Annotated in this window: 12 protein-coding genes; all 12 read right to left on the reverse strand. The window is 67.3% G+C overall.

The features are described from left to right. Nucleotides 1-8: 8 nt before the first annotated feature. Complete coding sequence (gene tsaD, locus O3656_RS03345; protein WP_500062633.1) at nucleotides 9-1,064, reverse strand: tRNA (adenosine(37)-N6)-threonylcarbamoyltransferase complex transferase subunit TsaD; 1,056 nt, start codon at nucleotides 1,062-1,064, stop codon at nucleotides 9-11. Between the two features lie 63 nt (nucleotides 1,065-1,127). Continuing rightward, nucleotides 1,128-1,382, reverse strand: a complete 255-nt coding sequence (locus O3656_RS03350; RefSeq protein ID WP_500062634.1) for a hypothetical protein — start codon at nucleotides 1,380-1,382, stop codon at nucleotides 1,128-1,130. Nucleotides 1,383-1,570: 188 nt separating this feature from the next. Next, nucleotides 1,571-2,314, reverse strand: a complete 744-nt coding sequence (locus O3656_RS03355) for a succinate dehydrogenase/fumarate reductase iron-sulfur subunit (protein ID WP_016460287.1) — start codon at nucleotides 2,312-2,314, stop codon at nucleotides 1,571-1,573. Beyond that, nucleotides 2,311-4,290 (reverse strand): fumarate reductase/succinate dehydrogenase flavoprotein subunit, encoded by a 1,980-nt coding sequence (locus tag O3656_RS03360; RefSeq protein ID WP_500062635.1) that lies wholly within the window; start codon nucleotides 4,288-4,290, stop codon nucleotides 2,311-2,313. Before O3656_RS03360 ends, O3656_RS03355 begins: the two co-directional genes overlap by 4 nt. A gap of 16 nt (nucleotides 4,291-4,306) precedes the next feature. After that, nucleotides 4,307-5,020, reverse strand: coding sequence for a succinate dehydrogenase cytochrome b subunit (locus O3656_RS03365; RefSeq protein WP_034474786.1), 714 nt, complete (start codon nucleotides 5,018-5,020; stop codon nucleotides 4,307-4,309). Nucleotides 5,021-5,251: 231 nt separating this feature from the next. Next, a complete protein-coding gene (gene rimI, locus O3656_RS03370; RefSeq protein WP_500062636.1) occupies nucleotides 5,252-5,701 on the reverse strand; it encodes a ribosomal protein S18-alanine N-acetyltransferase in 450 nt (149 codons plus the stop codon). Next, the gene (gene tsaB / locus O3656_RS03375) at nucleotides 5,698-6,393 is read right to left on the reverse strand and encodes a tRNA (adenosine(37)-N6)-threonylcarbamoyltransferase complex dimerization subunit type 1 TsaB (protein WP_500062637.1); all 696 of its coding nucleotides are present in this window, start codon (nucleotides 6,391-6,393) and stop codon (nucleotides 5,698-5,700) included. The genes rimI and tsaB overlap by 4 nt, the downstream gene beginning before the upstream one ends. Before the next feature lie 9 nt (nucleotides 6,394-6,402). Further along, the gene (tsaE, locus tag O3656_RS03380; RefSeq protein ID WP_500062638.1) at nucleotides 6,403-6,978 is read right to left on the reverse strand and encodes a tRNA (adenosine(37)-N6)-threonylcarbamoyltransferase complex ATPase subunit type 1 TsaE; all 576 of its coding nucleotides are present in this window, start codon (nucleotides 6,976-6,978) and stop codon (nucleotides 6,403-6,405) included. Beyond that, nucleotides 6,971-8,245 (reverse strand): alanine racemase, encoded by a 1,275-nt coding sequence (gene alr, locus O3656_RS03385; protein ID WP_500062639.1) that lies wholly within the window; start codon nucleotides 8,243-8,245, stop codon nucleotides 6,971-6,973. Before alr ends, tsaE begins: the two co-directional genes overlap by 8 nt. A 63-nt stretch (nucleotides 8,246-8,308) precedes the next feature. Then, complete coding sequence (locus O3656_RS03390; RefSeq protein WP_500062640.1) at nucleotides 8,309-10,081, reverse strand: bifunctional ADP-dependent NAD(P)H-hydrate dehydratase/NAD(P)H-hydrate epimerase; 1,773 nt, start codon at nucleotides 10,079-10,081, stop codon at nucleotides 8,309-8,311. 121 nt (nucleotides 10,082-10,202) lie between these two features. Continuing rightward, nucleotides 10,203-11,102, reverse strand: a complete 900-nt coding sequence (locus O3656_RS03395; RefSeq protein ID WP_500062641.1) for a GRP family sugar transporter — start codon at nucleotides 11,100-11,102, stop codon at nucleotides 10,203-10,205. Nucleotides 11,103-11,418: 316 nt separating this feature from the next. Continuing rightward, nucleotides 11,419-13,332, reverse strand: a complete 1,914-nt coding sequence (gene glmS / locus O3656_RS03400) for a glutamine--fructose-6-phosphate transaminase (isomerizing) (RefSeq protein WP_500062642.1) — start codon at nucleotides 13,330-13,332, stop codon at nucleotides 11,419-11,421. Between the last annotated feature and the right edge of the window lie 44 nt (nucleotides 13,333-13,376).

The raw sequence follows: 13,376 nt of genomic DNA on the forward strand, positions 1-13,376 counted from the left end.
CGCCAGCTTCAGGCGCGGGGCGCCATGTAGGTCGTCGTCAGTTCCATGCCCGAGTCCGGAGAGAAATCCCAGTCCGAGGGCGGCAGGCCTGCCGCGACCAGCTCCGAGCCAATCGCAGCGATCTGAGCGCCATTGTCCGTGCAGAAGCGCAGCGGAGGCATACGCACGGCGACACCCGCGGCCTCCGCCCGCTCCGTCAGGAGGGCGCGCAGGCGCGAATTCGCGGAGAAACCACCGCCCACGACGATCGTCTTGCACCCGGTGTCCAAGGCCGCTCGCACGGCCTTCGCCGTCAGAGAGTCGTTAACTGCCTCGGAGAACGCCGCGCAGACGTTTTCCTTGCTGACGCTCTCCCCTCGTGTGGTCGCACCCTCGATGTAGCGGGCGACAGCCGTCTTCAGGCCGGAGAACGAGAAGTCGTACTTGTGGCGTTCCTTGTCCTTGCCTGCGGCCAGGCCGCGCGGGAAACGGATCGCCTCACGGTCCCCCTGCTGGGAGAGGCGGTCCACGTGCGGGCCGCCCGGGTAGGGCAGGTCGAGGAGACGCCCGACCTTGTCGAAGGCCTCACCGGCGGCATCGTCCAGGGTTCCGCCGAGCTCGACGACGTCCGTCGCGATGTTCCGGATCTCGAGGATGTTCGAGTGCCCACCCGAGACCACGAGGCCGATAAAGTGATCGGGCAGCGGCCCCTCGGCGAGCTTATCGACCGCGAGGTGACCGATCACGTGGTTGACGCCGTACAGGGGCTTGCCCAGGGACGAGGCCAGGGCCTTCGCCGCGCAAATGCCAACGGTCAGAGAGCCGACGAGGCCCGGTCCAGCGGCCACCGCGATCGCGTCGACGTCCGCAAGGGTGACGCCTGCCTCGTCGAGCGCGGCGTGCAGCGTCGGCAGGAAGGACTCAAGGTGCGCGCGCGACGCAATCTCGGGGATGATACCGCCGTAACGCGCGTACTCATCCATCGACGTCGCCGTACGGTCGACGAGCAGCTGCGTACCGCGTACGAGGCCGACGCCGGTCTCATCGCAGGTTGACTCAATACCAAGGACCAGGGGTTCACTCACGCCCCTAGTTTATGCCTCGCGTGCGACCGCCGCCGCACACGCGCTCCGCCTTGGTGCCGCGAGTCAGGAGTCGGCGTCGACCTGATCCCCAGAACGTGCGTTCGCAACGAACATCGCGACGCCCGCAACGGCAAAGACCAGCAGGCTCCACGGGAACAGCGAATCCGCGATCGGCTTGATCTGAGGCGACCCGAAGAGAACGCCCAGGAGCAGGAGGATCGACAGGATCGCAAAGACAATCATCGCCGTGATGCCGATGGTCGCGCTGACCCAGTAGCGCCGCGTGTGCGTGTTCGGGCCGTTTTCATCGAAGTGCATGGCAGGACTCCTCTCTGAGCCGATGATCCTTTCTTCATCATACGCCCCGCTCCGCCGCATGATTGCCACTTTGGATCAGGCTGCGCCAAGGCCCCACCGAGGAGGAGACTGCGGCAAGTTACGGGGGCATAACGCGGGAGGGCCCGGCGCATACGCGCCGGGCCCTCCGTGAGGCCACTCCAGATCGATCAGACGCCCTTGAAGGCAGCCTTGCCGAGCTGGCGGTTGAGGTTTGCGATCACGTCGAGCGGGATCTGCTTGGGGCACACCGCCGCGCACTCACCGATGTTCGAGCAGGAGCCGAAGCCCTCCTCGTCCATCTGGTTGAGCATGTTGACCACGCGCTTGTAGTTCTCGGGCTTGCCCTGCGGGAGCAGACCGAGGTGCGTGACCTTCGCGGAGGTGAACAGCATCGCGGACGCATTCGGGCAGGCAGCCACGCACGCACCACAGCCGATGCAGGCGGCAGCCTCGAACGCGCGATCCGCGTCCTGCTTCGGGACCGGGGTCGCGTGCGCGTCGGGGGCTGCACCCGTGTTCACGGAAATGTAGCCGCCGGCCTGGATGATGCGATCCAGCGCGGAGCGGTTGACCACGAGGTCCTTGATGATCGGGAAGCCCTCTGCACGCCACGGCTCAATCGTGATGACGTCACCGTCGTTGAAGGAACGCATGTGCAGCTGGCAGGTCGTGGTGACCTCCGGGCCGTGCGCGATACCGTTGATGACGATGCCACACTGACCGCAGATACCCTCGCGGCAGTCGGAGTCGAAGGCGATGGGTTCCTCGCCGCGCGCGAAGAGCTCTTCGTTCAGGACGTCGAGCATCTCCAGGAACGAGGACTCTTCCGAGATTCCCTTCACCTGGTATTCATGAATTGCGCCCTTGTCTTCGGGACCGTTTTGGCGCCAGATCCTCAGTGTCAGGTTCACTTGTAGCTCCGCTGCTTCAGCTCGATGTCGTTGTAAATCAGGTCTTCCTTGTGGAGGATCGGGGGCTCGCCGTCGCCGGCAAACTCCCAGGCCGCCACGTACAGGAACTTGTCGTCGTGACGCAGCGCCTCGCCCTCGGGAGTCTGGGACTCCGCGCGGAAGTGGCCGCCGCACGACTCTTCGCGGTGCAGGGCGTCGATGCACATGAGCTCGCCCAGCTCCATGAAGTCAGCCACGCGGCCGGCCTTCTCGAGGGACTGGTTGAGTTCGCCGATCGACTTGCCGGGAACGCGAACGTTCTTCCAGTAGTCGGCACGCAGCTCACGGATCAGACCGATGGCCTTCTTCAGGCCCGCCTCGGTGCGCTCCATGCCGCAGTACTCCCACATGATCTTGCCCAGCTCCTTGTGGAATGAATCCACGGAGCGAGTGCCATTGATCGACATGAGGGTGTCGATGCGTCCCTGAGCGGACTCGAGAGCTTCCTTGACGGAAGGCGAGTTCTCGTCCAGCTTGGGCAGGTGGAAGCAGTGCGCCAGGTAGTCGTTGATCGTGTTGGGCAGGACGAAGTAGCCGTCCGACAGGCCCTGCATGAGCGCCGAGGCACCCAGGCGGTTAGCGCCGTGGTCGGAGAAGTTCGCCTCGCCGGCCACGTACAGACCGGGCAGGTTCGACTCGAGGTCGTAGTCCACCCACAGGCCACCCATGGTGTAGTGGACGGCCGGGTAGATGCGCATGGGCACCTCGTAGGGGTTGTCGCCCGTGATGCGCTCGTACATGTCGAAGAGGTTGCCGTACTTCGCGGAGACGGCCGCCTTGCCCATGCGGGAGATGGCCTCGGAGAAGTCGAGGTAGACGCCGCGGGCGACACCGTCGATCTTCGGGCCGACGCCACGGCCCTCGTCGCACATGTTCTTGGCCTGACGCGACGCGATGTCGCGGGGCACGAGGTTACCGAAGGAGGGGTAGATGCGCTCCAGGTAGTAGTCGCGGTCCTCTTCGGGAATGTCGCGCGGGTCCTTCTCGCAGTCCTCGGCGCGCTTCGGCACCCAGATGCGGCCGTCGTTACGCAGCGACTCCGACATGAGGGTCAGCTTCGACTGCTGGTCGCCGTGCTGGGGGATGCACGTGGGGTGGATCTGCGTGAAGCAAGGGTTGCCGAAGTAGGCACCCTTGCGGTACGCACGCCAGATGGCGGTCCCGTTGCAGCCCATCGCGTTGGTGGACAGGAAGAACACGTTGCCGTAGCCGCCGGTGGCGAGGACAACCGCGTCGGCAATGAAGGTTTCGAGCTTGCCGGTGGACATGTCGCGGGCGATGATGCCGCGCGCCTTGCCCTCGTCGACAATGAGCTCAACCATCTCGTGACGCGAGTGCTCGGTGACGGTGCCCGCGGCGACCTGACGCTCGAGCGCCTGGTAGGCGCCGATCAGGAGCTGCTGGCCGGTCTGGCCACGCGCGTAGAATGTACGGGACACCTGCACGCCACCGAAGGAGCGGTTGTCGAGGAGGCCGCCGTACTCGCGGGCGAAGGGAACGCCCTGCGCGACGCACTGGTCGATGATGTTGGCGCTGACCTCGGCGAGGCGGTAGACGTTGTCCTCACGGGCGCGGTAGTCGCCGCCCTTGACCGTGTCGTAGAAGAGACGGTAGACGGAGTCGTTGTCGTTGCGGTAGTTCTTCGCGGCGTTGATACCACCCTGCGCGGCGATGGAGTGCGCGCGGCGGGCGGAGTCCTGGTAGAAGAACACGTCGACGTTGTAGCCCATTTCGCCGAGAGAGGCGGCGGCAGCGCCGCCCGCGAGGCCGGAGCCGACGATGATAACGCGCAGCTTGCGGCGGTTGGCGGGGTTGACCAGCGCGGCGGTGAACTTACGCTGCTCCCAGCGCTGCGCGATCGGGACGTCGTGGGGGGCCTTCGCGTCGGCGATCTTCTCGCCTTCACGGTAGAGGCCGTGGATGAGTGTATCGGTCATGATTGCGTGCCCTTCCTCAGTGGATCAAGCCGGTGACGATGGCGACGGGCGGGGCCATGAACATCACGAAGATGACCAGACCGACCAGGCCCGAGAGGACAACCAGAGGCTTGCGGGTGGCGGGACGCACCCAGCCGAGCGACTGGAACATGGACCAGAAGCCGTGGGAGACGTGGATGCACGCGCAGCCGACGAACACGGCGTAGAGGATCACAAGGACCGGCGACTGGAAGGACGCGATCATGCGGTCGTAGGGGGTGGTGACGTCAGCACCGAAGTTTGCGACCTTCGCGGGCAGGCTCACGGTGGTGAAGTGAGCGATATGGAAGATCAGGATCAGCAGGATGAGGACACCGCTCATGCGCATGGTGCGGGCCGCGTAAGAGTCCGTGACGGACTTCTTGACGACGTAGCGGGTGGAGCGAGCGCGGCGCGAGCGCTTCCACGTGTAGGCGGCGGCCCACAGGTGGATCACGAGCATGAGCACCATGGCGGCGCGGAAGACCCAGATGAATCCGCCGTGCGGGAAGATCGGCACGAAAGCCTCTTCATGCAGCCAGTGCGCGTAGTCGTTGTAGACCTGCGCGCCCAGGAACATCTTGAGGTTGCCGTAGGAGTGGAACAGCAAGAAGAAAACGAAAACGAAGCCCGAGACGGCCATCAGCTGCTTAATAAAGACGCTGGTGGTCCACGCGCGGCGCTTCTTCGTTGCGACATTTTGAGTGGCCATGGAATGAGCATATCGACGCTTTTCGTCCGCCTCGTAGGACCATGGCACGAGGACCCGCGCACCCCTTGTCGACACGCTGTCATTTTCCGCTATTTTCCGCGGTTATCTGGCGCTCGTTGCCCCGCGATTGCAAGGAAAACACCTAGGACCATCGGCCCCATAAACAGGGGTCGAAAGGCACGAATTTTGATACACCGACCGCACCTATTTGGTGGTGGTGATCGCATCTCCTCAGGTCAGGGGTGCCCTCATCTCGATGGCCTCTTCGACCGGATTGCGGAAGTAGCGGGGACGGCGCCCAATTTCGGCGAATCCACGCGATTCGTACAGGCCGATTGCCCCCTCGTTTGAGGGACGAACGTCGAGGAAGATCTCGCGCGCCCCCGCCTCGCGCGACCACGCCAGAAGGGTGTCCAGGATGGCCCCGCCGTAGCCTTGCCCGCGCGCGTGGGAACGCACGCCAATCGTCATGACATCGGCCTGGTCTCCCCCGACTTTGACACCGCCGTATCCGACGACGTCTCCGGAGGCATCCGTGGCAATCCAGTATCGTGAGGCCGGGGAGGAGAGCTCCTCGGCGATCATGTAGGGGGTCCAGGGGTCTTCGGCGAAGACCTCGGCCTCGAGAGCTGCGAACAGTTCGAGGTCGTCTGGCCCCGCGACGCGCAGCGCGGCGTTCACAGGCGCGCGGTGGGCTGGCCCTGAATGTCCGGGCGACGCAGGTAGAGGGGATCGGTGCGCAGGCGGTCCTCCTCGCCGCGCGACAGGCGCGTGGCGACGATACGGCTCATGACCGCGGGATCGAGGCTCACCTGGGGGCCGATGTCGGCGCGAGCGAGCGCGTCGGCGCTGTGCGCGGGGATCGGCGCTCCGGCGACGACGAGGCCGGGGGCGGAGCGCATGGCGCTCAGCAGCGTGGAAACGTCGCCCACCTCGAGGCGTCCCTTGAGGGTGACGTCGTCGGGTCCGGCGGCGACAAAGGCCCCCCAGTAGAGTTCGCGGCGGCGCGCGTCGGCGATCGCGTAGACGCGGGCGTCGGGGGCGAGCAGGTCGAGGCCCTGGCGGGCGATGACGTCGAGGGCGGACACGCCGTACGCGGGCACGCCCGCCACGGCGGCGAGGACGCGGGCGGAGACGAGGCCCGCGCGCAGGCCGGTGAAGGGAGCGGGGCCGGTGCCCACGAGGATGCGATCAATGCCGGCCTGCGTGAGCTGGGCGGGCAGTCCGGCGGCCTCAAGGGCCTCGCGCACGAGCGGGGTGATCGATTCGGCGTGGTGACGCCCGGAATCGTTGTGGGCGCGGGCGATGACGCTGCCATCGTCAACGATGGCGACGGTGGTGGCGGCTTGGGTGTCCAGGGCTATCTCTCGCACGATGTGATCCTACTCGTCGGTGTCGGGCTCGTCGATGCGACGACCGCCGTGGGCAGCGACAATGCCGTCGAGCACGCCGTCCCAGCGGTGGCCGTGGGCACGCAGGACGATGACGCGTGTGCCGTCGTCCATGTGCTCCAAGTCGATGATGTCGCCGTCGGTCTCAGCCTGCCCGCCGGACGCGCGGCCCACCTCGATGGAGAGGCGTTCGTCGCTCATGGCCTCGGTTTTGCCCTCGCCCCACTCGACGACGGTGACGGCCTCGTCGAGGGAGGAGTCGAGGTCGAGGGTCTCAAGGTCGCTGAGGTCCTTGATGCGGTAGGCGTCGGCGTGGATCAGGTCGGGGCCGCCACTCAGGGAGGGATGCACGCGCGCGACGATGAAGGTCGGCGAGGCGACGCGTCCGCGCACGCCCATACCGACGCCGATGCCCTGGGTCAGGGTGGTCTTGCCCGCGCCGAGGCCTCCCGAGAGCATGACGAGGTCTCCGGCAGCGAGAATGCGCCCGAGGTCTTCGCCAAGCGAGCGCGTCTGGTCGGCGTCGCTCGTTGACACCTGGAACGTGGCGGTGATTGTGTCACTCATGCGTGTTCTTCTCCTGCGTGTGCGCTGTGTCGTCCCGGTAGGCACGCGGAATGTGGGTGCCGAGGTTGGTGACGATCTCGTAGTTGATGGTAGAGGCAGCATCCGCCCATTCATCGGCCAGGGGTTCGCCGAGCGCGCCCGTGCCAAACAAGACGGCGATGTCCCCCACGGCCGCAGGGGCATCCCCGCTGCGCGCGGTCGGGGTCCCGGGATCCCCCTGCGCAGGACCGAGATCGACCATGAATTGGTCCATGCACACGCGTCCGACAAGCGGCGCATTGAGGAGGCCGGCCTCGGTGCGAACGACGACGCGGGCCCTATTGGAGGCCGCGCGGAAGATGCCGTCGCCGTAGCCGAGGGGCACGAGGCCGATCCAGCGGCGCGTGGGCGCGACCCAGGTTCCCCCGTACGAGGCGGGGGTGCCCTCTTCGATGACCTTGACGGAGGTCAGCGGGGCGCGCAGCTCGAGGGCGGGGATAAGACCGAGTTCGTCGGCCGTCGCGACCGCGGGGTCGGGGCTCAGGCCGTACAGGCCGATGCCGACGCGGACCATGTCGTAGTGGGCCTCGGGATGCCACAGGATGCCCGACGTCGCGGAGAGGTGGCGGATGCGCGGGGTAATGCCGGCGTCGGCGAGGATCGCCAGGCCCTCCTCGAAGATGCGCACGTGGCTCGCGGTCGAGGCGTTGCCCGCCTCGCTGGGATCGTCGGCGCGCGACATGTGGCTCCACGCGCCCACAATGTCGACGAGGCCGTCGTCTGCGGCCATACGCAGGGCCGAGGCCAGGGCGGGCAGGTCGGCCAGGGTGGAGCCGGCGCGGGACATGCCGGTGTCGATCTTGACGTGGACGCGGGCGGGGCGGCCGACCGCTCGGGCGGCGGCGCAGATGTCGGCGAGGACCCATGTCCACGACACGGACAGGTCGATGTCGGCCTCGATCGCGGCGGCGAAGTCGGAGGAGGAGGTGGAAATCCACGCGAGAACGGGCGCATCCGCGCGGGCGACGCCGGCCTCGTCGAGGCCTCGGCGCAGCGCGAAAGCCTCGGCCAGCTGAGCGACGCCCAGCCAGTCGGCGCCTCCCTCGAGGGCCGCGAGCGCGACGGTGACAAGCCCGTGCCCGTAGGCGTTCGCCTTGACGGTGGCGAGCTGGAGGGCGTCCGGGGCTGCAGCCCGCAGGACACTCAGGTTGTGCTTGATGGCGGCCAGGTCGACGACCGCGCTCGACGGGTATCCCCGTCCGTCGCTTTGAATGTCTGTGACAGTCACTCCCCTAGTATCTCACGCGAGAGCGACCGCGCAGCGCCACCGAAGCCAGCGGCGTCTGACGTGTTAAGGCCTGCGGTCGGCCAGGACGGAGGGAATCGCGGCCACAATATCGCTGGCCTGAATGGGGGCACCGCCGTCGTGTCGATTCGCGGCGCTGTCGGCCGCGCGGGCGTGCAGACACACGGCTGCCGATAGGCGCGCCGAGGTCACGCACTGCGAGCGAGAGCCAGCGCCTCCTCGCGCACTGGCGCGCGCCAGGATTCCCGCGATGAAACCTGCCAGGACGTCACCGTTGCCTGCGATGCCCGCCCAGGACGTGCTTGTCGCGCTGACCGTGGGTTCGTAGACGCGCGTGAGCTCGGGGCGCGCGTCCGCGCCGCTGTTGGTCCCCTCAACGCTGGTAGCGGAGTTTTCCTCCGCGTCGACATCAACGTATTCGAACGAATAGACGATCGTCACGGAGCCCTTGAGGACAATATGGCAGCCCGTGGCCTCGTGGAGGGCGCGAGCGTAGCGCAGGGGGGAGGCCGCGACCTCGCGCTTCGTGATCGGTGTTCCGAGCGCGCTCAGCAGGCGCGCTGCCTCGCCGTAGTGCGGGGTGAGCACAGTGGCATCGGGGGTGAGCGAGCCGAGAAGCTCGGGGACGAGGTCGAGCGCCCACGCGTCGATGACGAGGGGAAGGCCCGACGTCCCGCAGAACTGCGCGAGTTCGAGCGCATCCTCGCGGCGCTCCTCGTCCAGGCCTGGCCCGATAAGTGCCGCCTGAATGCGTCCGCCGACCATGACGACGCCCGGCTGGTCGGCCAGCACGAGATCCTGGACGCGCCGGGTCGAGTTGAGGCGCGCCATACCCACGCCCGCAGCGAGGGCCCCGCGCGTAGCGAGAATACCCGCGCCCGGATAGGTGTCGGAGCCGGCGACGAGGCCGACAACGCCGCGTGCGTACTTGTCGTCCGAGAATGCGGGAACCGGCACGGCGGAGTGGGCGCGATATTCATCGTCGTAGTAGTAGATGTCGCCCGCGCCGATCGTTCCGTCAGCGTCGGGACGCGTGCTCGTGGCCACCTCGCTCCAATACATTCGCATCAGCATCACCTCGCCGGAGTATTCGACGGCGGGCGGCAGGATCTGTGCGCGCTTGTAGGTGCCAACCGCGAGGGTGTGCGTGGCTCGCAGAATCGGACCGCGGACCGCGCCGTCGTCATCGGTGAGGCCCGACGGTACATCGATGGCAATCACTTTCTTCGGGTGCGCGCGCATCGCGTCGTTCAGGCACGTCACCGTATCCGCGAGCTCACCGGTGAGGGGCCCACGTGAACCGATGCCCACGATTCCGTCGATCCACAGGCGTGCCCCGCAGATAGTGCCCCACTCGGGTGTCCCTACGATGGAGCGCAGGGAGCGCCCGCCCAGTTCCACGATGCCGACGCCCGCCTCTCGGGCGGCAGCCAGGCCGCGCGCATGACAGGTGGGCTTGAGCAGAAATGCTGTGACAACCATCCCCTGCTCCGCCAGCAGCGCGCACGCGTACAGGGCATCACCCCCGTTGTCGCCTCCGCCAACGAAGGCGGCTACGCAGGTATCCAAGTCTTCGATGCGGGCCGCCGCCTCGTCAAGGCCGAGGTCGTCTCGCAGCCTGGAGATGGCGGCCGCCTCCGGTATGTCCCAGAGCCACGCAAGCGGATCGGACAGGTAGCGGACGCGATCGGCGACCTTCTCGGCGACCTGGCGCATGTAGCGGTCGGGGTCCCCTTCCGCCGCGGCGGCTTCCACGTGCTGACGTTCAATGTCTCGTGCCTGCGCGAAAGTCAGGGCGCGACCGTCCAGAATCAACATGGGGCAATTCTCCCACACGTGCCGGTCCACGCAGGGCAGCGGGTGAGGGGGAAGAGGCTAACAAACACGGCGGCGAGGCACACGCCCCGCCGCCGTGTTTGTCAGGTAGTCGCCGCGCCGCTCAGGCGACGTCGAGGGTCTTGGCGACCCCCGCGAGGACCGCGCCCACGATGACGAGGGCGACGCCGATGATGGTCCAGCGCAGTTCCTTGCGCGTGCGGGTCTCGTGGAGCCACAGGATGCCCAGCGGCGTGGAGATGAGGATTCCCAGCTGGGAGAGGGTGAAGCCGGTGCCCGCGCCCAGGTTGTTGGAGTTGAGCTGGAGGAGCAGGATGGCGGTGCCCCACAGGACGCCATTGAAAATCGAGGGAACCATGCGGCGGTGACGCAGCGAGTCCTCGGGGGCGACGCCGCCGCGGCCCTGGATCGCGAAGAAGATCGCGCAGTACACGGTGTAGCCGATCGCCTGGGGCAGGAGGAATTCAGCGGGTGCGATCCCGAACCACTTGATGATGAGCGGGAAGGCCACGAGGCCCAGCGTCGAGGTGGTCAGCAGGAAGGCGCCGCGCTTCCAGTCGAGGGAGGCCGCGTCGGAGCCGGACTCGGAGCGCGACAGGAACCAAATGCCGACGATGAGGACCACGATGGCGGCGATTCCGTAGGGCAACGCGCCGCCGTGGAGCCACTCGCCGAAGATCGCGATGCCCGCGAGCGACATGAGGACCAGCTGGCCGCCGGTGGACAGCGGCATCGTGCGGCTCATGCCCAGGACCGAGTAGGAGCGCAGCTGATCGCACACGCCGACGCCGAGGAGCAGGCCGGTCAGGAAGGAGACGCCCAGGTTCAGGGGCGTCCAGGCGGGGTGCAGGAAGGGGGTGGCGACGGCGGCCATGAGCAGGCCGCCGAGGACGGCGCCCATGACTCGCTGGCGGTCTGAGCCGCCGGTCTTTCCCATCAGCGTCGTAGCGACACCGAAGAAGACAGAGGGCAGGATCCCGATAAGGATCGTGGACAGGGTCATGTGCGCACCTCCCGGGGTGGTTGCGGCCGTCGCGACACGAGGCCGGGGTTGATTTGCGTTGTTGGGTGCGGCGCGGATGTCGCCGTGGTTTCCACGCTAGTCGCCCCCTCCCCCACCCTCGCAATCACATGAGCCGTTTTGGCTACTGTTTCACAGGGCTATCGTGAATGCCTTCACGCTTTGCGAGACATTCGATGACGCAGCGCACCCGGGTGGGAGTGTCTGCGGAGATAGGCCGCGAACGCGCCGCGGGCCTCGTCCCGGATGAGGAACGAGGCCCGCCGCGCTCACGAGGTGCTAGCCCCGCGCCGGTAGTTCACTCCACCGTCACGGACTTGGCCAGGTTGCGCGGCTGGTCGACGTCCAACCCCTTAACGGAGGCGAGCTCACAGGCGAAGATCTGCAGCGGCACGACGGTCAGGAGCGGGGCGTACAGGGTCGGCACGGGGGGCACGCGGAAAACGACCTCGGCGAACTCGTCGACGGAGGAGTCCCCCTCCTCGGCGACAACGATCGTGCGGGCACCGCGGGCGCGGACCTCGGCGATGTTGGCCAGGACTTTTCCGTGCAGCTCGGGGCGGCGCGGGGTCGGCACGATGACGATGACCGGCTGGCCCTCGTCCACGAGCGCAATCGGGCCGTGCTTGAGCTCGCCGGCGGCGAAGCCCTCGGCGTGGATGTAGCAGATTTCCTTGAGCTTCAGCGCCCCCTCGAGCGCGACGGGGAAGCCGACGTGGCGCCCCAGGTAGATGACCGAGGTCGCGTCCTGCATCGTGCGGGCAAACTGGCGGACCGTCTCTCCGTTTTCCAGGACCTTCGCGATGGCCTCGGGGACGCGCGCGAGCTTGTCCATGTAGTCGGCGATCTCGTCGGCGTACTTGTTGCCGCGCACCTGCGCCAGGTACAGGCCCAGGATGTAGCAGGCGGTGACCTGCGCGGTGAACGCCTTCGTGGAGGCGACCGCGATCTCGGGGCCGGCGTGGGTGAGGATCACGGCGTCGGATTCGCGGGAGATCGTCGATCCGGGCGTGTTCACGATGGCGACGACCTTCGCGCCCTGCTCGCGGGCGTGGCGGATCGCCTGGATGGTGTCCATGGTTTCGCCGCTCTGGGAGATGGCGACGACCAGCGTCTTTTCGCCCACCACCGGGTCGCGGTAGCGGAACTCGCTGGAGAGCTCGACCTCGCAGGGGATGCGGCACCAGTGCTCGATCGCGTAGCGGGCGACCTGTCCGGCGTAGGAGGCGGTGCCGCAGCCGATCATGATGACCTTGTCGACGGAGCGCAGGACGTGCTCGGGGATGCGTACCTCGTCCAGGGCCAGGTGGCCGTGAGAGTCGATGCGATCGGCCAGGGTCGCGCCCACGGCCTCGGGCTGCTCGTGGATTTCCTTCTCCATGAAGGTCGGCCAGCCGTTCTTGGTGGCGCGATCGGAGGAGAAGTCGACCTCGTATGGCTCGCGCTCGACGGGGTTTCCGCTGGGGTCGATGACGGTCACGCCGGTCGCGGAGACGACCGCGACCTCGTCCTGGCCGACCTCGAGCGCGCGGTTCGTGTGCTCGACGAAGGCCAGGACGTCGGAGCCGAGGAAGTTCTCACCCTCGCCCAGGCCGATGACCAGCGGGGAGGAGCGGCGGGCCGCGACGATGACGTTCGGAGACTCGGTACTCACCACCAGCAGCGTGAAGGTGCCGTGCAGCTGCGCCGTCACCGCGCGCATCGCGACGACGAGGCGACGCGCCACCTCCTCGTCCGCACCCGTCAGCCCGGCGACTCCGCCGGTGTACGAGGCCGCCTCGGCCTCGTCGTAGGCGCGCGCCAGCAGGTGGACGACCACCTCGGTGTCGGTCTCGGAAGCGAAGGTCTCGCCGTCGGCGACGAGGGCGGCGCGCAGGACGTCCGCGTTCTCAATGATGCCGTTGTGGACGAGGGCGAAGCGCCCGTCCGGGCTGGTATGGGGATGGGCGTTCGCGACCGTCGGGCGCCCGTGGGTGGCCCAACGGGTATGCCCGATGCCTGCCATGGCGTCGGCGGGGGCGTCCGCGTCAACTTCTTCGACGAGGTTGACGAGCTTGCCGACGGCGCGGCGCACGTAGAGGCCGTTGTTCGAGGTCAGGGCGATGCCCGCCGAGTCGTATCCGCGATATTCGAGGCGCGCCAGGCCACCGAGGACAACCTCGCGGCTACGCTGGGACGCCTTGCATGCAATATGTCCAACAATTCCGCACATACCACCCATTCCAACACACCCACCCCCTCCCCTGACAGGTAACG

The organism is Pauljensenia sp. 27098_8_83 (assembly GCF_041432695.1).
Lineage (GTDB): Bacteria > Actinomycetota > Actinomycetes > Actinomycetales > Actinomycetaceae > Pauljensenia.

Coding starts and splice junctions, on each gene's coding strand:
- O3656_RS03350 (WP_500062634.1), bottom strand. CDS start 1,382: ATGCACTTCGATGAAAACGGCCCGAACACGCACACGCGGCGCTACTGG.
- O3656_RS03360 (WP_500062635.1), bottom strand. CDS start 4,290: ATGACCGATACACTCATCCACGGCCTCTACCGTGAAGGCGAGAAGATC.
- O3656_RS03365 (WP_034474786.1), bottom strand. CDS start 5,020: ATGGCCACTCAAAATGTCGCAACGAAGAAGCGCCGCGCGTGGACCACC.
- tsaE (WP_500062638.1), bottom strand. CDS start 6,978: ATGAGTGACACAATCACCGCCACGTTCCAGGTGTCAACGAGCGACGCC.
- O3656_RS03390 (WP_500062640.1), bottom strand. CDS start 10,081: ATGTTGATTCTGGACGGTCGCGCCCTGACTTTCGCGCAGGCACGAGAC.
- O3656_RS03395 (WP_500062641.1), bottom strand. CDS start 11,102: ATGACCCTGTCCACGATCCTTATCGGGATCCTGCCCTCTGTCTTCTTC.
- glmS (WP_500062642.1), bottom strand. CDS start 13,332: ATGTGCGGAATTGTTGGACATATTGCATGCAAGGCGTCCCAGCGTAGC.